22 protein-coding genes and 1 pseudogene are annotated in these 18,828 nt (G+C 48.7%); 16 read left to right on the top strand and 7 right to left on the bottom strand.

Going from position 1 to position 18,828, the window contains the following annotated elements; translation table 11 throughout:
- Positions 1–7: 7 nt before the first annotated feature.
- Positions 8–1,246: an MFS transporter gene (locus tag YERSI8AC_RS16020; protein ID WP_159177069.1), complete on the bottom strand. Its 1,239-nt coding sequence runs from the start codon at positions 1,244–1,246 to the stop codon at positions 8–10.
- A 109-nt stretch (positions 1,247–1,355) separates the two neighbouring features.
- Here YERSI8AC_RS16020 and YERSI8AC_RS16015 point away from each other — a divergent pair, with 109 nt between their 5' ends.
- From YERSI8AC_RS16015 to YERSI8AC_RS15990, 6 genes are all read left to right on the top strand, one after another.
- Positions 1,356–1,799, top strand: coding sequence for a winged helix-turn-helix transcriptional regulator (locus YERSI8AC_RS16015; RefSeq protein ID WP_159177068.1), 444 nt, complete (start codon positions 1,356–1,358; stop codon positions 1,797–1,799).
- Between the two features lie 271 nt (positions 1,800–2,070).
- Positions 2,071–2,310 carry a DMT family transporter gene (locus tag YERSI8AC_RS16010; protein ID WP_236557317.1) on the top strand — a complete coding sequence of 80 codons (240 nt, stop codon included), beginning with the start codon at positions 2,071–2,073 and terminating at the stop codon, positions 2,308–2,310.
- A gap of 149 nt (positions 2,311–2,459) precedes the next feature.
- Positions 2,460–2,783 carry a DUF427 domain-containing protein gene (locus tag YERSI8AC_RS16005; RefSeq protein WP_159177067.1) on the top strand — a complete coding sequence of 108 codons (324 nt, stop codon included), beginning with the start codon at positions 2,460–2,462 and terminating at the stop codon, positions 2,781–2,783.
- 197 nt (positions 2,784–2,980) lie between these two features.
- Positions 2,981–3,763 (top strand): DUF4276 family protein, encoded by a 783-nt coding sequence (locus YERSI8AC_RS16000; protein ID WP_159177066.1) that lies wholly within the window; start codon positions 2,981–2,983, stop codon positions 3,761–3,763.
- 1 nt (position 3,764) lies between these two features.
- Positions 3,765–4,409 carry a hypothetical protein gene (locus YERSI8AC_RS15995; RefSeq protein WP_159177065.1) on the top strand — a complete coding sequence of 215 codons (645 nt, stop codon included), beginning with the start codon at positions 3,765–3,767 and terminating at the stop codon, positions 4,407–4,409.
- A gap of 350 nt (positions 4,410–4,759) precedes the next feature.
- Positions 4,760–5,650 (top strand): restriction endonuclease, encoded by an 891-nt coding sequence (locus YERSI8AC_RS15990; RefSeq protein WP_159177064.1) that lies wholly within the window; start codon positions 4,760–4,762, stop codon positions 5,648–5,650.
- A 469-nt stretch (positions 5,651–6,119) separates the two neighbouring features.
- Here the strand turns inward: YERSI8AC_RS15990 and YERSI8AC_RS15985 are convergent, their stop codons facing one another.
- The 3 genes and pseudogenes from YERSI8AC_RS15985 to YERSI8AC_RS15975 form a co-directional block, all read right to left on the bottom strand.
- Positions 6,120–7,163 carry an IS110 family transposase gene (locus YERSI8AC_RS15985; RefSeq protein WP_159177063.1) on the bottom strand — a complete coding sequence of 348 codons (1,044 nt, stop codon included), beginning with the start codon at positions 7,161–7,163 and terminating at the stop codon, positions 6,120–6,122.
- Positions 7,164–7,382: 219 nt separating this feature from the next.
- Positions 7,383–7,792: pseudogene (locus YERSI8AC_RS15980) on the bottom strand (ATP-binding domain-containing protein); the annotation flags it as partial.
- A gap of 87 nt (positions 7,793–7,879) precedes the next feature.
- A complete protein-coding gene (locus YERSI8AC_RS15975) occupies positions 7,880–8,770 on the bottom strand; it encodes a LysR family transcriptional regulator (RefSeq protein WP_201304230.1) in 891 nt (296 codons plus the stop codon).
- A gap of 143 nt (positions 8,771–8,913) precedes the next feature.
- Here YERSI8AC_RS15975 and YERSI8AC_RS15970 point away from each other — a divergent pair, with 143 nt between their 5' ends.
- The 6 genes from YERSI8AC_RS15970 to YERSI8AC_RS15945 all read left to right on the top strand — a co-directional run bounded on the left by YERSI8AC_RS15970 (position 8,914) and on the right by YERSI8AC_RS15945 (position 14,138).
- The gene (locus tag YERSI8AC_RS15970; RefSeq protein ID WP_159177062.1) at positions 8,914–9,780 is read left to right on the top strand and encodes an SDR family NAD(P)-dependent oxidoreductase; all 867 of its coding nucleotides are present in this window, start codon (positions 8,914–8,916) and stop codon (positions 9,778–9,780) included.
- Complete coding sequence (locus tag YERSI8AC_RS15965) at positions 9,777–10,622, top strand: SMP-30/gluconolactonase/LRE family protein (protein WP_159177061.1); 846 nt, start codon at positions 9,777–9,779, stop codon at positions 10,620–10,622. Before YERSI8AC_RS15970 ends, YERSI8AC_RS15965 begins: the two co-directional genes overlap by 4 nt.
- Before the next feature lie 136 nt (positions 10,623–10,758).
- The gene (locus tag YERSI8AC_RS15960; RefSeq protein ID WP_159177060.1) at positions 10,759–11,808 is read left to right on the top strand and encodes a DUF2235 domain-containing protein; all 1,050 of its coding nucleotides are present in this window, start codon (positions 10,759–10,761) and stop codon (positions 11,806–11,808) included.
- A gap of 68 nt (positions 11,809–11,876) precedes the next feature.
- The gene (locus tag YERSI8AC_RS15955) at positions 11,877–12,281 is read left to right on the top strand and encodes a nitrilase-related carbon-nitrogen hydrolase (protein WP_236557315.1); all 405 of its coding nucleotides are present in this window, start codon (positions 11,877–11,879) and stop codon (positions 12,279–12,281) included.
- Between the two features lie 135 nt (positions 12,282–12,416).
- Positions 12,417–12,827 carry a hypothetical protein gene (locus YERSI8AC_RS15950; protein WP_159177059.1) on the top strand — a complete coding sequence of 137 codons (411 nt, stop codon included), beginning with the start codon at positions 12,417–12,419 and terminating at the stop codon, positions 12,825–12,827.
- An 849-nt stretch (positions 12,828–13,676) separates the two neighbouring features.
- Positions 13,677–14,138: a hypothetical protein gene (locus YERSI8AC_RS15945; RefSeq protein WP_159177058.1), complete on the top strand. Its 462-nt coding sequence runs from the start codon at positions 13,677–13,679 to the stop codon at positions 14,136–14,138.
- Positions 14,139–14,470: 332 nt separating this feature from the next.
- Here the strand turns inward: YERSI8AC_RS15945 and YERSI8AC_RS15940 are convergent, their stop codons facing one another.
- The 3 genes from YERSI8AC_RS15940 to YERSI8AC_RS15930 form a co-directional block, all read right to left on the bottom strand.
- Positions 14,471–14,674: a helix-turn-helix transcriptional regulator gene (locus tag YERSI8AC_RS15940; protein WP_159177057.1), complete on the bottom strand. Its 204-nt coding sequence runs from the start codon at positions 14,672–14,674 to the stop codon at positions 14,471–14,473.
- Positions 14,671–15,042, bottom strand: coding sequence for a hypothetical protein (locus YERSI8AC_RS15935; protein WP_159177056.1), 372 nt, complete (start codon positions 15,040–15,042; stop codon positions 14,671–14,673). Before YERSI8AC_RS15935 ends, YERSI8AC_RS15940 begins: the two co-directional genes overlap by 4 nt.
- A gap of 411 nt (positions 15,043–15,453) precedes the next feature.
- The gene (locus YERSI8AC_RS15930; RefSeq protein ID WP_159177055.1) at positions 15,454–16,374 is read right to left on the bottom strand and encodes a LysR substrate-binding domain-containing protein; all 921 of its coding nucleotides are present in this window, start codon (positions 16,372–16,374) and stop codon (positions 15,454–15,456) included.
- 135 nt (positions 16,375–16,509) lie between these two features.
- Here YERSI8AC_RS15930 and YERSI8AC_RS15925 point away from each other — a divergent pair, with 135 nt between their 5' ends.
- The 4 genes from YERSI8AC_RS15925 (at position 16,510) to YERSI8AC_RS15910 (ending at position 18,826) form a co-directional block, all read left to right on the top strand.
- Positions 16,510–16,836, top strand: coding sequence for an EamA family transporter (locus YERSI8AC_RS15925; RefSeq protein ID WP_201304229.1), 327 nt, complete (start codon positions 16,510–16,512; stop codon positions 16,834–16,836).
- Between the two features lie 140 nt (positions 16,837–16,976).
- Entirely contained in the window at positions 16,977–17,399 is a 423-nt protein-coding gene (locus YERSI8AC_RS15920; RefSeq protein WP_201304228.1) for a DMT family transporter, read from the top strand.
- Positions 17,400–17,548: 149 nt separating this feature from the next.
- Positions 17,549–17,869, top strand: coding sequence for a DUF427 domain-containing protein (locus YERSI8AC_RS15915; RefSeq protein ID WP_159177054.1), 321 nt, complete (start codon positions 17,549–17,551; stop codon positions 17,867–17,869).
- 168 nt (positions 17,870–18,037) lie between these two features.
- Positions 18,038–18,826, top strand: a complete 789-nt coding sequence (locus YERSI8AC_RS15910) for a hypothetical protein (protein ID WP_201304227.1) — start codon at positions 18,038–18,040, stop codon at positions 18,824–18,826.
- Positions 18,827–18,828: the final 2 nt, after the last annotated feature.

Here is an 18,828-nt window from a genome sequence, read left to right as displayed (position 1 = left end):
CTCTGTTTCATGAAGCCTCATGCGGCATATAACGCCGGGTCGTGGCCCAGAACGCTAGCGCCAATAGGCTTAGCGAAGCGCCTAAAATGCACACACCCTGCCAACCTGCATGAGCATAGGCGGTTGTCGTGCTGATGGCGCCCAGGCCACTGCCGATCGAATAGAACAGCATATACAAGCCTAATAAGCGGCTATGTGCCTCAGGACGTGTTTGAAAAATCATGCTCTGATTAGTGACGTGAAGAGCCTGCCCACCCATATCAAGCAGCACAATCCCGATGATCAGCGCCCATAGCGACCACTCCATCAATGATAGTGGCCCCCACGCTAGCAGCAGCAACACCAGCGCAGCTGCACTGGTGCGCTGGCCGAGTCCTCGATCTGCCCATTTTCCGGCGCGAGCGGCGGCAAGGGCTCCCACTACGCCAGCCAAGCCAAATGCGCCAATGGCCGTATGAGAAAACTCATAGGGTGGCGCGCTAAGTGGCAATACCAGGGCGCTCCAGAAAACGTTGAAGGCAGCAAACATTAGCATCGCCAGCACGCCGCGAATTTGTAGCACCCGTTCTTCCCGCAATAACACCAACATAGAGACAATCAGGTGTGGATAGCTCATGGAACCTGATGCAGCTTTTAGCGTCGGCAGCCGACGCCACAGCGGTAGTGCCACTACCAGCATTATGACCGCAGAACACAAGTAGACGCCTCGCCAGCCGGCCAGATCGCTTACACCACCAGCGAATACGCGGGCAAGCAACAAGCCAATAAAAACACCTCCTTGCGCTACCCCGACGACACGACCCCGTTCATGAGGGGCGGCAGCGCTAGCCGCATAGGCGATTAACCCTTGCGTCATCGCTGTGCCGAGCAAGCCAACACCGAGCATTCCTGCCAGCAGCATCGAGGTGGATTGCGATACTGCTACCACCACTAAAGAGGCCACCAACGCCAACAATTGCAACGCCATTAGGCGACGACGATTCACCCGATCCCCTAGTGGAACGAGCAGTAGCAAGGCCAAGGCGCAGCCGACCTGAGTGGCCGTGATCACACCGCCAACGGCTGCATGACTGATACCGAAATCCAGGGCCAGAGCATCTAACAGTGGCTGTGCGTAATAGACGTTGGCGACACTTAAGCCGCTGGCCGCGGCGAAAAGTAGCACTAAGCCACGCGGCATATCCGTTTTGACGACCGGTTTGCTGTCATCACGAAGCGATACAGGCAGTACCGAAGACGCCTTCATAGCCACCTCTCATCCAGCTGGTTTCAAATAAAAACTAGTTGGATTGTAGGTAACCTGGTTTTAAAATGCAACTATATAAATTGCCATAAATACATGGAAGGCAAATATCATGCCCCGCCGCAAATCCACACATACTGAAACCTGCCCGGTGGCACGCTCTGTCGACGTTATCGGGGATCGATGGTCGCTGCTTATTGTACGAGATGCTTTTGACGGCATGAGGCGATTCGGTGACTTTCAGCGCAGCCTGGGCATGGCTCGCAATATTCTGGCCGAACGCCTGCGTCGGTTAGTTGAAGCGGATATCCTGGAAACTCGGCCTGCATCTGATGGCACGGCCTATCAGGAATACGTGCTGACAGCCAAGGGCGAGAGTCTATTTCCTGTGGTGGTGGCTCTGCGACAGTGGGGAGAGCGCAACTTGTTTTCACACAGCGAGCAGCACTCCCTGCTTATCGACAAGTCAACAGGGCAGCCGGTGCCCTATATGGCCCCTCAGACCGGTGATGGCGATGTACTGGCCCCGGATGACGCGATAGTAAGAAAACTCTAGTAGCATCATTAGTTAAGCCTCACGGCCATTGCCCAAAACGGTGGAGGAAATACGCCAGGTGAGCTAAGCACTGGCTGGTTGGCATCAACTGATACCGGTACTAGGGCAGGGTGGCATCGGCTTGAGTGGCGCTAATATGTTGCGACTTCATTGCCGACGAAAGCGTAAGGAAGTCCGCCAGTTGCTTAGTGGCACGTTTTTGTGACGCCTGAGCCATCACGAGTTCTAACAACAGCCGCTTGCCGTGCCTTCTGCCGCAACGATAATGGCGATGACACATCTGGTACTTGTCGTCACCATCGGCGGAATGAGTCTCTGGCTTGTGCTGATCCGCATCAGCGGCGCCTCGACGGCATCGAGTTATCACCTTCTTAATCCGTTCTTCGGCGTACTACTCGCTTATCTAATACTTGGGGAGCCGTTGCGCATGGCGGATTTCATTGGGGCTGGGCTGATTGTAATCGGCCTGTTTCTGAGCACTCAGGCAAGGGCGAGAGCACCGCAGTGGTAGGACAGTTGTAGTGCATTAGAGAGCAGTGGCAAAAACCTGATCCAGGTCATGGCCGTAGCCTAAAGTGTGATGAGGAGAGCATGGGATTCAACGAACTTTGCTGCTAGGCTCATTTTACTAGAGCTAAAAAAGCCGCAGGGAACAACCGAATGCCACAGGCACCTCGCATCGAGCTTCACTCCGTTAGCCAACGTGTGCAGGTGCATGTTGATGGCAAGCTGCTTGCCGACTCCAGCCAAGCCCTCGAACTCCGCGAGCGAGGGTACCCGCCGCGCCATTATTTCCCGCGTGAAGATGTGCGGATGGATTTGCTTACCACCTCAGAAACGACGACCCACTGCCCGTTTAAAGGCAGCACGGTGTATTTCTCGCTAGGCGAAAATAAAGATATTGCCTGGAGCTACGAACAGCCGATTGAAGGGATGGAAATAATAGCGGGTAGGGTGGTGTTTTATGAGCAAATTAGCAAATGACGCCTTTCGACCCAAAGCGGTCATTCTTGGAAATACAGCAATGGAGCGAATTTTTGGATATGCAGCCTAACTAAAACTATTAATAAATGGATTTGTTTTTTAGACTGCATTTATCGGATAAACATGCAGGCGCGTTTACCAGTTATAAGGTGGGCAGTCTAATACTTGTTATGAATATTCAATACAGTGAAGAATATATGAATAATTATTTGTATTTAATAGTAGAAAGTGATTTTGATGGGAGACTAGCTTCTGCGTTCCTGTCAGCGGCAGGAATCCCTACTGACCAAATAGAATTTATTGCTGCAAAAGGTGCTATTAGTGCAAAACAAAAAGCAAAAAAAATCATTGAAAGAGAATCTAAATCTAAGGTGGCAGTGTTAGTCGACTTAGATTCAAATGATAACTTTGAATCTGAACGAAAAGCAGCAGCTAAATATAATATTGATGATTCAGATATCACTGTTTTCACAGCGGTTCCTGAAATTGAATCCTGGTTGTTTGCTGATCTAAACGCAGTAAAAATGAAAGCTAGGAACCAAGAGCGAGCAAGCGAGTTGTTATCAAGAGTATCTCTACCTGACGATATTCCGTATCCCAGGTACCTAGCTACAAGACTTTTCAAACTGGATGAGAAGTTTGAGCTAGTTAGTCAAGATATTAATATAAGATTAGCTGCTTCTAGATCGCCTTCTCTTAGGAAGTTTATTGCTGGGGTTGGAGAAATTTTAGGTGTTGAGGTGACACTGAACTGGGAGCGTGAATACGTAAGAACAGCCGGAAGAGATATTTTTTCTAAGCTAGTAGATGAAGTTACACCTGCTGAAGTTGTTATATATAAAACACTTAGTGGTCAGTCTGTCACTGCTGGAGAAATGGCTAGAGAAATCCATAATGGTACAGAAGTCGGAATTTCTTACTCAGTTGAAGTTTTGAGAGTAGCTAGAGACCTACTTAGTAGAGAGGCTAATAAGAAATAGTATGATTTCATTCGTTACTAGTTATGATGAAGCGACACTTTGTAATTATGAGGTGTATGTCAATTGTGGTATCAATCCGACTATTTCATTGTTATCTAATGATGCCACAGCTGCAAACCTAGTCTCTGAGCTAACCCAAACATCGAGAAATGTTTTTGCAATGTCTCATGGGGATAGTAATAAGTTTTGCGACCAACAAGGTAATGATACTTTTACTGTTGATAATTTGGTGACATTATCTAATGGAGGGCCATTCAATGTTTTCGCTTATGCTTGTAACACTTCAAGAGTGTTGGGGAAAGTAGCAGCTCATAATAATATTAGGTGGTTTGGATTCGTTGATCTTATCAACCCTCCGGATACAGATACGTCTCTACAAAATATATATGTTGACATTTTTAATTTTATATTTGTTAACTTCCCTAATGTGTCTTGTAATACTTCTGCAATGCAGTTTCTTGACCAATTAAAGTCGTTATGCGATAGAAAGCTCGCAGATATAGACGCAATAGCTTCATCAAATCATGAGTTACCTGTTGTATCTGCATACTCAAGTGTAAAACAGATATGGGAGAAGCAAAAAATATGGCTATCAGGAAATAACTCGGTTGTTCACCCTGAAGCACCTGACCACATTTATTGGTAGCATATTTATAACAAAGCATTTAAGAGTGATTCCCAACGATAATGCGGTGTTAAAGCGCTATATTAGTGACTGCTAAAATCCCGCTCCTGGCCGGGTGCAGAGCTTCAAGCTACTCTGATAGTGGAGCTGCAGTTGACGACCCAAAGCGGTCATGCCGGGAAATGCAGCAGGAGCGCGAGTTTGGATATATAGCCTAATGGGAATTAATATCTTAAAGAGTCATAGGCTTGAGAGAATCTGGCAGGCTGCATTTGCGGGAAAAAAGTGCCAGCAGGCTCATTCAATCATAGAGCGCGCCGTCTAATACGCTTTTAGGCTTCAGTTTAAATACGTTCACAGGGGGGTATAAATTGATAAAATATCAATATCCACCACTAAAATCTTGGGATGACTTTGAAGAGCTGTGCTCTGATCTTTTCAAGAGAGAATGGAATGATGATTTAGTCCAGAGGTATGGTCGGCAGGGATCGACTCAGCATGGGGTTGATATCTATGGAAAATCTGAAAGCTCAGGAAAATACACAGGAATTCAGTGTAAAGGTAAACAGATATATCCTGAAAAAAATATAGATATAGAAGAAATAAAAAAGGAGATAGAGAAGGCAAAACACTTTCCTTCAGAACTGGAAATTCTAATATTTGTCACAACTGCATCTAGAGCTACAAAAGTGCAAGATCACATTAGATCCACTAGCATCTCTAACCGGGAGAATGGACTGTTTGATATTGGTGTTTTGTTTTGGGATGATATTGAGTCATTAATCAATAAACATAAAATTGTGGCAGAAAGGTTTTATGGAAGCATCGCGTCTTCTTGTATGGAGGATAGTGATCGATATTCCATTGAGAAGGTTAAGGTGGGATTAAACTATGAATCTTTTATTGTTCCCCTCAAGGAGGAACTATTCTCTCCTAACTTTGATAGTCGACTTATTGATCCCTTATGTGATTTTATAGAGCTGGAGAGAAACCCTCATGTTTGCTTTTCAAATGAAGAAATAAGTTACTTGTTTAAAAGGCTAACAATAGTCGCAAAGCGTATTGTAGATTTAGTAGACAGGCATTCCTTTCCTTGTATTACCCCTAAAGGGTCTTATAATGAGATACCGTATAAATATCATGCTAATGGATCCAAACAGCAGAAATTATTGCTAGATACAATTGATGAGTTAATTTTTGATTCAAGAGAGTTCTTTGATACGTACATATTATTCATAGAGCGCACTCGAGCTTTAGCCTAACACCTATGAGCCTTCTGCCTGTCAATAAGCCGCAGTATTTTTTATTGGCCGCGTAAGCGGTCAATATCAAGTCCCTGAGCCAGTGATCCTACTTCATCTGTCATCGTTGGCGGTTGGTGGCTTACAGCAAACACCTATTGAGGCTCTCTAACGTGGTGGTTCACCACTGCCAAACCGGGTTGCTCCTTGCAGGTGGGTCTGGGGCACTAGACATTCATCGGTTAACCAGCATCTGTCCTATTCAAAAAGCGGGTTACTTTATAGTCCCAGTTAGTTTCAGGTTCAGCGCCGGTGTAAGCCCACTCGCTCAGGGTGTTGGTGCACGCCAGCAGGATGGATAATCAAAGCGACGGGCTTCTAGTTGGGTGTAGAAGTCGGGTTTTAGATATAAAAATCAGTCAGCAGACACCCGGTTTCAGCACACTCCGTGATGATCCAGTTAGACATTGATCATCATCCTGCTGCGTGACTAACTCGTTAAAAAGCGTTGTTCATCAAACACCTTTTCGTTCTTTAACATGAAATAGACCGCACGCCCCAGCTTGTGGGCCAGAGCCGATAAAGCTTTGGCTTTACTCATGCGTTTCTGGAAGCGTTGCAGCAGCTTTTGTGCACCTGGATTGCCGCGCAGATAAAGCACCGCAGCCTCAGAAAAAGCCCACTTCAGATGGGCATTACCAATCTTGTTGCCCTGGGTGCCATAGGTCTTACCAGCTGATTCGGCTTTGCACTTGATTAGTCGGGAGTAGGAGGCAAACTTCTGGACAGATTCAAAACGCCGAATATCACCGACTTCATACAGAATAGTGAGCGCTAAAATACGGCCAACGCCGGGAATGGTGGTTAATAAGTGGTAGTAGGTCGGCTGATGCTTTTTAGCCTGCTTTTCCAATAGCCATTCCACCTGGCTTAGTTCCCGGTGGTAGCACTCTAAAACGGCCATATCTAAATCGATATTGCGCTGAACGAGCGGGTCATCAAAGGTTCTGCCCAGTTGCTCTCTGGCACTGACATTTTTCAAATTGACCTTGTTGGGTGGCAGATTGTACTGACTCGTGGTGTTGACCACATGAGCTTTGAGATCCGCACCGTGTCGAACGAGCCCAGTGCGACGACGAAGTAAATCCCGTGTTGCTCGCATGCTACGAGGGTAGGCATACGCGAGGGGAAAGTTGCCACCGCGGATAAGCGCCGCAATCTTGTAAGAATCCACGCGGTCATTCTTTGTTTTACCGCCATGAATGGCCTTCATATAAAGGGCATGACCGAGAATGAAAGCAATGCCCTGGTCTTCACAGAAATCGGCGATCCAGTACCAGCAGTGCATGCATTCGACGCCGATGATCAGCTCGTCCAGGTAGGGTTCGATCAGATGAAGCAAAGGTTCTGGTTTGGCTGGAATCTCTTTATGCAGAAGGGTGTCGCCCTGCTGATCCAAGATACAGACATACAGGCTACGGGCATGCAGATCAATTCCACAGTAGTGACGGTGAGTGCTATTGTAAAAGTTCATTGAGTCTTCTCCTGTTAGGTTTGGTCGCCTTTTCAGCTTAGCCAAACAGGCTGAGCTGGGGGAGAAGGCTCAATGAGTATCAAACACATGTTGTCGGACTGGTTTTCCGCTGCTCTTCAAACCAGCCGTAAATGTGGGTATTAAAGCTCTATATCAGTGTCTCCTAAAGGATCGCTCCTGGCCGAAAACCGACACCACTAGCGGTAATGTCGGCTTTGATTACAACCTCCCCATACCACTAACCCTCATAACCTCCCTAGCCACCGCATCATTCAAAATCCCCCGTTTGGCCTCAATTAAAGTGAGTCATTCGCGGGCGTGTGTGATACCGGTGTAGACCCGCTCGCGGGTGAGGATAGGGTTGGGCGTTAGCAGCAGGCGGTATGCAGGAACTCCGAGCCCTGGGATTTGTGTATCGTCATCGCGAATACGGCTGCTACCGCGTGCAGGTGGGAGGGCAGTACTCAGTTGATGGGGTTTTCCGGGTCGCTGGCTGGGAATACGACGCTGAGTAATGATTTACCCGGCGTGCGCATGTCCGGCACCGCAAGGGTAATGCTAATGTCGCCGTTCATCAGTTTCAGGCCGCAGTCATTCTGCGTCACCAGTACCTGGCGGCCTTCGTACCAGCTTATTCAATGCGGCGTGATCATTGATTACCTTGGCGTTAGCTCTAATCAGCTAATGCTGCCAACGTCTTGTGAGGGAAGGTGCTGTCATTCAGTGGTACGAATGAAAGCCTCCGCTGAAGGAGATAAATTACGGTAACCCAACACAAGATCGAATTGAGCTTCAGAACCCGATAACGCACGATAGCCGATTCGGTCTCCCTGAAAGCCACTCATGCTTTCGGGAACAATAGATACGCCGCCTCCGACTGCTACCAACGACAGCACGGCATGCATCCCGTGTGCCTCTTGCGTCACCCTGGGTACAAAGCCTGCATTGGCGCAAAGGCGGATAACCTGCAGGTGAAAGCCACGCCCCTCCACCATTGGCCATAGAATGAAAGGTTCGTCAGAGAGGTCAGCAAGCGTTAATGCTGGCCGCCTACAGAGAGGATGATCTTTCGGGATGGCCATGCACAAGCGGTCACTATCGAAGTGTATTTGCTCGATATCTTCAGCATTCGTAAGCGGTGGGATCAAAACACCCACGTCCAGTGTTCCGTCGCGCAACGCGCCAATCTGTGCAGCAGTCGTTGCCTCACGTAGCTCAAGACGAACCTCAGGATGGCTTGTCCGAAATTCACGAATGACATCAGGTAGTCGCCCATAAAGCGAACTTCCCACATAACCTAGGCGCACTAAACCTGCTCTGCCTGCCGCGACATCTCGTGTTGCGGTAATGGCTTGTTCTGCTCGTCGAAGCGTTTCGTATGCTTCATCAAGGAATCTCTTTCCCGCAGGGGTTAAGCCAAGAACACGGTTGCCACGCTCAATCAGGGTGACATTGATATCGCCCTCCAGCTTGCGGATCGCGCTGGTAAGAGGGGGCTGCGACATATTCAATCGCGCTGCAGCACGGTGAAAGTGTAATTCTTCCGCCACAGCCACAAATTGCTCCATTGCACGCAAGGTGATATGAGCTTTGGTGTCTGTCGTCATGCTGTAACTCCGAATATGCCATTAGTAATTCAATGCTCTTATGATATTAAAAATATATCAAATCACCATATTATTAGTATTTTATGTATTGTATTGCCCGTTTCATACTTTCACTAGTGTTCTCAGAAAGAACGGAGTGTGAAATGGTGAATTTTAAAGGGCAGGTGGTACTTATCACTGGATCAGGTCGCGGGCTTGGTTTTTCGTATGCTCAATGCGTTGCACGACTTGGTGCAACAGTTCTGATCCAGGATAACGGTGCCGGTTCTGATGGTAATGGAGCGGATCCACAGGTTGCGGAGCTTGCAGCAGAGCAACTTCGGTTGGAAGGTCTGGATGCAAGAGCAGTATCAGCAGATATTGGAACGCGTGAAGGCTGCCATGCACTAGTACGCAGTGCTCTGACAATCAACGGACGGTTGGATGCTCTGATTCATAATGCAGGGTGGGTAGCCTATGAAAACATTGACGCTATAGAGGAACGCGCCTTTGACCAAATGATGGCCATCGCCGCGAAGGCACCTCTTTGGCTCGCACAGGCAGCTTGGCCTGCGATGAAAGCAGCGGGCTATGGCCGCATCGTCATGACCACTTCTTGTCGAGCGCTCTACCCACAGTATGTTCAGAACGGGCTCGCTTCCTACGCGGCTGCCAAGATGGCGGTGGTGGGAATCATGAATGTGCTTGCTGCTGAAGGCAAAAAGGATGGGATTATCGTCAATGCGGTTTCGCCCGTTGCCAAGACACGCATGTGGGGAATAGAGGGTGAACCAGATGAACTGCGTCCTACCGATGTCGCGCCAGGCGTGGCGTATCTTGCATCTTCGCAATGCGCCGAAAGTGGTTGGATACTGCGTGCCGCGAACGGGCAGTTTCATGCCACCAGGGCGATGGAAGCGGAGGGTGTGGATTATCCGCGTGATCTGCGTGCAGTACGTGTCTCAGTGGCGGATGAAATGGCGGCGAACTGGTCGCTGATCGCTATTCCTAGCGTGGAGCCTCGCTCATGAACGAGGTAACCGTGGCATTTGCAAGCCAAGCAGTGCTGGGGGAGTCGCCTGTTTGGAGCCCATCCATCGCTCGGCTTTTGTGGGTAGATACCCTGGGGGCCTCGCTCAATATATTCGACCCAATAACGGGCCAAAATGTCGCGCATGCTATGCCCAGCCCGCTGGGCTTTGTCGCTGAGACACCGGCTGGCCGGTGGATCATTGGCACCGGTTGTCATGTTGAGCTAGTCGGTAGGTCAGGTGAGAGGCAGCGAATAGCGACCGCGCCGCATGCCCAAGAAGGGTACCGGCTCAATGATGCTAGCCTCGACCCTTCAGGCCGCCTGTGGGTAGGCTTGATGAATGAAGAGCTAAAAGCAGGCTCGGGCTATCTTTACCGACTTGATCCTGATGGCGCGTGGCACACTGTCGATTCGGGATTCACGCTCATTAATGGAATTGACTGGAGTCGTGATAGGAGCACGCTCTATGTGACAGACTCCCGGAAAGGTGTCATCTACGCCTATGATCACGACCCCTTATCCGGTGAGGTTAAAAACCGACGATCCCTCATCCTTATCAGCCCCAATAAAGGCAAGTCTGATGGGCTGACTGTAGATAGGGAGGGGTTCCTGCTCAGTGTTCTGTTTGATGGCGCTGCTATCGCCCGGATATCTCCAGAAGGATATATCGCTAGTACGATTGCGCTCCCTGTTCCACGCCCTACGAGCTGTGCCTTTGATGCTACGGGCCAACACCTCTTCGTTACCTCGGCACGACTTGGTTTGTCCAGAAGCGAGATAGAAAGAGCGCCTGCATCGGGGGCGCTGCTTCGAATTGACTATAAACAGGTGACGGCATGAAGTTACGACTAACCTTCATTAAATAATGTTGAGGTCGCAGGTACGTATTGCCCAAGAGAGCATTGCGCATCGTCTGCCTCTCATATATAGCGGTCATGAGCACTGTTCAAAAGCGTGTATTATCGTGGGGGGCACCATGACGAAACAAAAATTGATTCTGCTATTCGATGGGACGTGGAACGACCCTGAAGACCAAACCAATGTTTATCGTATTACCCGGCTGATCCATGATGACGATGATGGTATCAGGCAGCGGTTCTATTACGACCCCGGCGTAGGGACATCCAAATTTCAGCGCTTTACCGGCGGAGCCTTCGGTTACGGGCTGAGCAAAAACCTTCGGGAAGGCTATGATTGGCTGGCAAGGCGTTACAGCGAAGGCGATGAGATATGGATATTCGGGTTCAGCCGCGGTGCCTACACCGCCAGAAGCCTGGTGGGGCTGATTCGTAAATGCGGGCTAGTGCATGTCGTCACGCCAGGGCTGCTCGATAAGGCCGAAAGTATTTATCGAAACCGCGATTTGCACCCCGATTCTGACGTGTGCAAAGGGTTCAAGGAGAGCTTCAGCCGCCAGCCCAGGATTCATTTCATTGGTGTGTGGGATACCGTTGGCGCGCTGGGCGTGCCCGGAACCAACCTGTTCAAAAGCAAATACGATTGGCACGATACCGAGCTTTCCAGCATTGTCGATCGTGCCTATCAAGCAGTCGCGCTGGACGAACACAGAGCGACCTACAACGTATCGCTCTGGACAAGCAAGGATGGCAAGCAGAAAACGGGCAATCGCGACGTAGAGCAGTGCTGGTTTATCGGCGCCCACGCCAATGTAGGCGGCGGGTATGGCGCTGACGACACACTGGCCGATTTATCGCTGAGCTGGATGTTAGCCAAGGCGCAAAAGGCAGGCTTAAAAGTGGCACCCTACGAAGTTGCTGAGGATGCCTGGAAGACAGCACCCAAAGATTCGTTTTCTGATTTCCTGAAGGGGTTCTACGCCAGATACAAACGCCTTGGAAAGACAACTGACGGCCGATTTTACCGACAATATTCGGAAGTGATGCCAGAGCAGTGTGCGGTGAATATTTCAGTCGATGAGAGTGTTTGGAAGCGCTGGGCCGATACAACGTGTGAGTACCGGCCACGTACCTTAACCGATGCCCGCCTTTCCCCACCGGAGGAGTAGATCGGGCGGGCACTTTTGATTGGCATAGGCGGCCTTCACGCCAGCACCCAACCAGCTAAGCGATAATTATGATCACCACTTTAGCCGACCCCATCACCATTGCCCTTGCTCAACTGCCCGTTAGCAAAGCAGCGGTAGATGAAAACCTGCAAATGCATGTGGCCTATATAGAACGCGCCGCCGCGTTAGGAGCGCATGTCGTTGCCTTTCCAGAGCTCTCGCATGAGATCGCTCGAAAATTCCTTGAGGAACTGCGGAAGAAAGCGGCAGCTAGTGATGATGGTTCCGTTTACGGTGAGCGAGACAGAGCGCTTCAGGATATAGAATTCTTGCTTAGCAATCCGTCAACGGATGGCGTAAGGCGCCTGTTGTCGCCAACAGCTAACCTTCAAGAATTATCGTTGCAGAATGGCTGGGGTGACGAGTTCAACGAGCTGGCATCTAAACTAGAGTCAGTGCTGGGGATTTGCTAAGGTGTTGGGCTTCGATCACCGTATAAAGCTCAACAAATCAATCAAGTACGTTCCGGGCCTGACGGCCCTGCACCGGACAGCCTTGTCGCTGCTTCGCTCTGCCAAGGCTGCCGCTTATTTTCAGCGTTAGGACGTATGAAACAAGTTCTAAAAGTCTTACTGGCAATCCTGCTGGCGCCGATAGTTCTCTACCTTTCAATAGCCGGGTGGTCATATCTCAAGGGGCAAAGTCTGCTGCCTGAAACTGAAAACCTTGAGACAGTTTATCTATTTCGGTTTCAAGACGATCGCGAGGTGGTGATTCGTGACCCGTTCGGTCAGATACGGAGATCGTGGGGCGCGAGCGCAGACTCGATCGTGGAAAACGGTGGCGTTCGCACTGTAGTTTTCACTGCGCCAGCCATACTAAAATCGTCGGTTGATTCAATTGAGCCCCAAGAGACAACCGTTCGAGTCAAAGGGTACATGGGCGTCTCCACTGACGATCTAACCTTTACTGTTGACGAAAATGGTGTCATCAGCAGTGACAACTGGCATGGGGGATAGAATGCCTAACCATTTAGTCAACGGGACGCCACCTGTACTTCGCTCCGTTGAAGCCTATTGCCAGTAATGTTATGAATTTAAAGGACTTTAAATGAAAGCTAAATTTCTAGCATTAGTGAGCGTAATTATATTTATCGCTAGCTATGCATTTTTTCTCAAGATTGCTTGGCCCGTATATACGCCAGACCAAGATGTTAATTATCTAATTGAGATAGCTTACTCTCTTATCACGGTAGGTTTACTCTCTGCTTTTATATCCGCACTAATTTGGATTTTTAAAAGATCAAATTATTTACTATGTTTACTTGTTTCTGTGTGTATTACATGTGGTCTTGGTATAGCCCTCTTACAGTTCATGACATTTCTAATTGTGAAAACGTCAGAGTACTATTCATAACAAGATAAGCGAGCAGGACTTATTTTGCTGTCGCTTCGCTCCAAAAAACGCAAAATAAGCCTCTGGAGGCTGTAGCAAAACCCCACTGATACTAAGTTTTGGTAGGTTGGAGAAAACAAATGAGGAGTGACCAGTATGTCCTGCTTCAAGGCTTATCACTACGATCAGAACGCCATGGTGGCGATCAACTCAACTACCAAGATCAGCTCCAGCCAGGCACCCTTGAACACGCTGTGCTGGTGTGCCACGAACAGGACTTGTCATTGATGGCTGCAAGATGTCCTCCGGTGCCTAAAGAGTGGTCGGACACATTCAAAAAATTGGGCGAGAAGAGGGGATTACCAGGATGGCTCAGCCAGATGACTGGCTGAGCCAAAAAAAGGACGACAGGCGATAGACGTGACTCGAAATCGGTTTTTTATGTAGCCTCGTTAGGTGTAGGAGATGCTGAGATGTTTGAGTTACTCATAGCGGGAATTTCCATATTTGGTGGGGGGAGTTGGAACTGCACCCATGAATATGAGTACCCTCAGCAAAGCGTAAGAGAAACATTTGTAAGCAATATTCAATACGCTGAAGATTTTTCATATGTTGCTTCAAACAAAATAATTTATAGCCATCTAGATGATGAAGAGGTGTTTGCTCAGTTCTCCTACGAAGAAGAGGGTGTGGCCAAAGTACAGGGTAACCAGTTTTACCTCGACGGGCGTGCGTTCAATGTAGTAAAGGATTTCGACAAAATCGGACATTTCAAAGATGGATATACTAACAAGGTTACGGAATTTCTTAATGCGCCGCTGAGCTCTGAAGAGAAGACCCTGACTGTAATCTCAAGAAGTAGCACCAACATGGTAGTTGAACATGAACAGTCCGGGACAATTACGCAGTGCTGGGCTCTAAAAAGTGAGTCGTGAAGCAACTAACCATTCGCGTCACGCGGACACTATCTTGGCTGGGACGGCTTAAGCTTAGCTTTGAGACTGCTCCTGGCCGAATGCCGCTGCTAGCGAGCCTGAGCGGTCTTTCACTATGGCCGGGAAACGGTTGATGGCAGCAATTAAGAGCCGACCTGAAAAGATCCTTTGACGATATTCAAAACTTACTAATTGAGGGGGTATACCTCACGGCGCCGTACCTACTCGCACTGATGGAGACATAATACATATCGAAACCAATATGCCGCGTGCATGGAAATAACGATACTAGGCCTTAGCATCCCTAATATGAATCAACAGGCTGCTTCGGATCAGGCCGAGTGATCCTCATCATCAAAAATTTTCTCGATGGGCAAACCGAATGCGCGAGAAATTTGAAAAGCAAGTGTCAAACTTGGGTCGTACCTGCCATTTTCAATCGAATTAATCGTCTGACGAGAGACGCCCAAGATAGTAGCCAAACCTTGCTGCGACCAATCGTGCTGAGCTCGCAGCTCTTTAAGCTTGTTTTTCATTGATATCGTTTCTTAGCGATCATTAATCCAACAATCCACATCATCGCCATTACGGGCCAAACCCATAACCATGGTAGATGAGGCGCGCCGATGTTTTCCATGAACCCATAGCTAAACGTGAACAGAGCGGAGGCTGCGAAGGCGAACCCCAGAGCTTCGAACTGAATGCGTAGTTGCATCTCATCTAGCCGTCGCAACTGCCGAACTACCGCCCAACACATAAAGGCCGCAGGGATAACTGGGGAAAGGGTGATGGCCGCACGAACTACAAAATCGGCATCCTGAAATTGTGTCAGAGCGATCAATGATGCCACCAGCACAACCATGTAACACGCTAACGCAGCGCCCAACTCGTAAAGGTATTTCATCTATGTAGCCTCAAGTGTAAAGCAAGCTTTACGTTAGCTAATTTCAGACTGATAGTAAAGCTCGCTTTACATAATTTGACCGTCGTACGATGCGTTTTTGGAAGCACATCCCTGAAAATGGCTACGGTGGCTTGAATTATATTTTTGGGGCCAACGAGAAATAGAAGAGGATTATCCATGGATAATTGATACCACTCAGCGCGAGCGACACATGCTGTCACTGAAGGCACTATAAAAGGGGCTCGAAAGATCTTTTCGCGATGTGTTTCCTTCATTCGCCCCTCGTCTCAACACACCAACGCTCCCGCCTCGCAAATAACAGTATACTTAAGAATAAATAGCGGGCCTTCAGCAAGCAAGTTTGTCGGGTTGGCGTCAACCGACACCCATATCAGGGCGATGTAGCAGCGGCTAGGGGAGGGCTGGCGCCTGTGACTTCATTGCCGACGAAAGCGTAAGGAAGTCCGCCAGTTGCTGGGTGGCACGCTTCTGTGACGCCTGAACCATCACGAGTTCAACCATCGGCAGCTCCGGAAATCCCTCCCGCTTGCCTAGAATAATGTGGTCTTCAGCAAGCGCACTGGCGGGCAGCACACCGATGCCGAGACCAGCCGACACAGCGGCACGAATATTGTCATAAGAGGCACTGACATAAGCGCTGTAGCCGTGCTTTCCGGGCTGATCCAATGCGGCGAGTGCTGCGCTTCGGTAGCAACAGCCATCAGGAAAGATAACAAGTGGTATATCAGACATACGGTCAAAATCATGCCGTTGCGTGGCCACCCAATGGAGAGGCTCTCGCCGCAGCAGATGACACTGCCAGCGCGGGTCGCTTGGCGTGAAGTCTCCCACACACTTGAATATGGCGAGATCAAGGCCGTTACTGTCGAGCTGGTGGAGCAGTTGCGAGGAGAGCGCAGAGACAACTTCCAGACGCAGATTGCGGTTTAGCTCGGCGCAGCGGGAAATGGCTCCATGTAGATCCACCACCTTGAAATCATCGGGAACACCAATCAGCAGACGTCCGGCGATTTCGGGTTGCTGCATGGCACTCACCGCCTCAGACGTACGGGCAAGTATCTCATTGACGGCGGGAAGAAACCGCTCGCCGTCTGCCGTCAAGCCAAGGATGTGACCTTGGCGACGCTCCAGTAACTTGCAGCCGAGTATTTCCTCTAGCCGTTTTAGGCTTTGTGTGACCGCTGATTGGCTGCGGTACAACTGAAGACCTGCCTGCTGAAAACCATTGCCTTCGGCCAACAGTACGAAAGCGCGCAGGTGTTCCAGCGTGACTCGCCTATCGCCCAAGGGGGAAGGTTGGCAATCAAACACACTGCATCTCCGCATTGAACATTAATTTATCTAATTATGAATGGTTAATAATTAATTTCCACTGCATGTAACTCCCATGCACCATCAGTTTTATGGCGATGAAGCAAAAGCAAGCTGGCGCTTTTAGGGGGCTGCATGAACAATTTCGTATTAACTGGTTTGGTGATCATTTTCAGTATTGTTTGGAGTTCGGCATTTATAGCTGGTGCCATTGCACTGACTGATTTCGACCCCTTTACGCTGCTCACCATCCGGTTCTTATTGAGTGCGTTACTGATGCTGCTCATTTGCCTTAGTTGTGGCGGATTCAACTGGTCAACCCATGGGGATCGCATCGCTATCCGGCGCGGATTGCTGCTCGGCGTTCTTAACAACGCTCTATACCTGGGGCTGAGTTTTGTCGCCTTGCAAACGGTTCGCCCCCAGGTCGTTATTGTGATTGTCAGCTGCACGCGCCACTAGCCACAAGTTTGCTATCAGCATGGTGGGGCGTAGAACCCCTTTCCCCAATTAAGTTACTCGGTGCGGCGCTGGGTTTAGTGGGAGTGGTGGTCATCTCTGGCGTTGCTAGCGGGGTGCAGGTCGATATTTGGGGAGTTCTTATGGCGACTGGGGGCATGCTCGCCTTTGCCAGTGGCACCGTGTTCTTCCGCGGCCAAGGCGCAGGCCTTCCCGTCTTGCAGGCTAATTTCTGGCAATCCATAGCGGGCGCTGTCGCTCTTCTTCCCATGGCAATGGTGTTCGGGCAGCCGCTTGCCGTGCCTTCTACCGCTACGATGATAGCGATTGCACATCTGGTACTTGTCGTCACTATCGGTGGGATGAGTCTCTGGCTAGTGCTGATTCGCATCAGCGGCGCTTCGACGGCATCGAGCTACCACCTTCTTAATCCGTTCTTCGGCGTACTACTCGCTTATCTAATACTAGGGGAGCCGTTGCGCGTGGCGGATTTTATTGGGGCTGGGCTGATTGTAACCGGCTTAATTCTTACTACTCAGGCAAGGGCGAGAGCACGGCAGCGTTAGGGCAGTCGTAGTGAATTAGAGAGCAGTGGCAAAAACATGATACAGGTCATGGCCGTAGCCTAAAGTGTGATGAGTAGAGCATGGGATTCAACGAACTTTGCTGCTAGGCTCATTTTACTAGAGCTAAAAAAGCCGCAGGGAACAACTTAATGCCACAGGCACCTCGCATCGAGCTTCATCCCGTTAGCCAACGCGTGCATGTGCATGTTGATGGCAAGCTGCTTGCCGACTCGACCAACGCTCTCGAACTCCGCGAGCGCGGCTACCCGCCATGCCACTACTTCCCACGCGAAGACGTGCGGATGGATTTGCTTAACACCTCAGAAACGACGACCCACTGCCCGTTTAAAGGCAGCACGGTGTATTTCTCGCTAGGCGAAAATAAAGATATTGCCTGGAGCTACGAACAGCCGATTGAAGGGATGGAAGCAACGGGTAAGGTGGCGCTTTATGAGCAAATTAGCAAATGACACCTTTAGATCCAAAGAGGACGTTCACTGAAACCATAATTTGCGGGAGCTTTTAGCCAACACTGCGCGTTTTTATGGTGACGTTTGCATTATGAGTGCGCATATTTCTGGAAAAGTATGCTTTAAATTTCGGTAAAAAAATGGTTTATAAGAAGGCGCTGTATGCTTATGCGCCTTCTTGAAAAAATGATCATTGAGTTAACACGCATGCGCATAAATAAAACTGTTAAATTTCCAAAGAGGGAGCACTCTAGATTTATGGATATACAAGACTACTTGTCAAAACTAAATAGTGACTCTCAGCAAGTGTTTAGTGAAACTATTCGAGAAAAAGAAAAGCTAGGTACTCTACATCACTTATCTTCATGTATTTACGAGTTTTCAGATTGTTTGCTTGACCCTCAAGAAAAGCAAATGCTAGTTACAGTTAGTACGCAGCTTGAATCGGCAACTCTAAATTTGGTTCTAGGATTATACCGGCAGGCTTTTGCCTCATTAAGATTAGCACTAGAGATGGGATTGGCCACAATGTATTTCTCAGTCAATAAAATGGAATTGCATGAATGGCTCGATGGCCGTACTGATATTAAATGGTCAAAACTAGTAGATGAAGAAAATGGAGTATTATCCAAAAGGTTTTCAAATGCGTTCTTTACTGAATGCTCCTCATATACGGATGGGTATAGAGATAAAGCTATATCTACCTATAGAAAACTCTCAGAATATGTACATGGTAATAATGAGACTTGGGAGAAAAGTGGTCTTAAATTAGGCTATAAACCGGACTTATTAGAATTCTATTTTGACAGCTTTAAGTCTGTTTCAGAAGTTATTTTATTTGTTGCTGTATGTCGGTACACGAGATTAATCGATGAAGCTACTCGAGAATCTTTACAATTTATCCCAGAGGAATTTAGTCATATTTCTGAGATAAGAAAACTATTTGGTAGTGCATAGGA

This window comes from Halomonas sp. 113 (genome assembly GCF_904067645.1).
Lineage (GTDB): Bacteria > Pseudomonadota > Gammaproteobacteria > Pseudomonadales > Halomonadaceae > Vreelandella > Vreelandella titanicae.
This window is presented reverse-complemented; position numbering and strand designations above follow the sequence as displayed.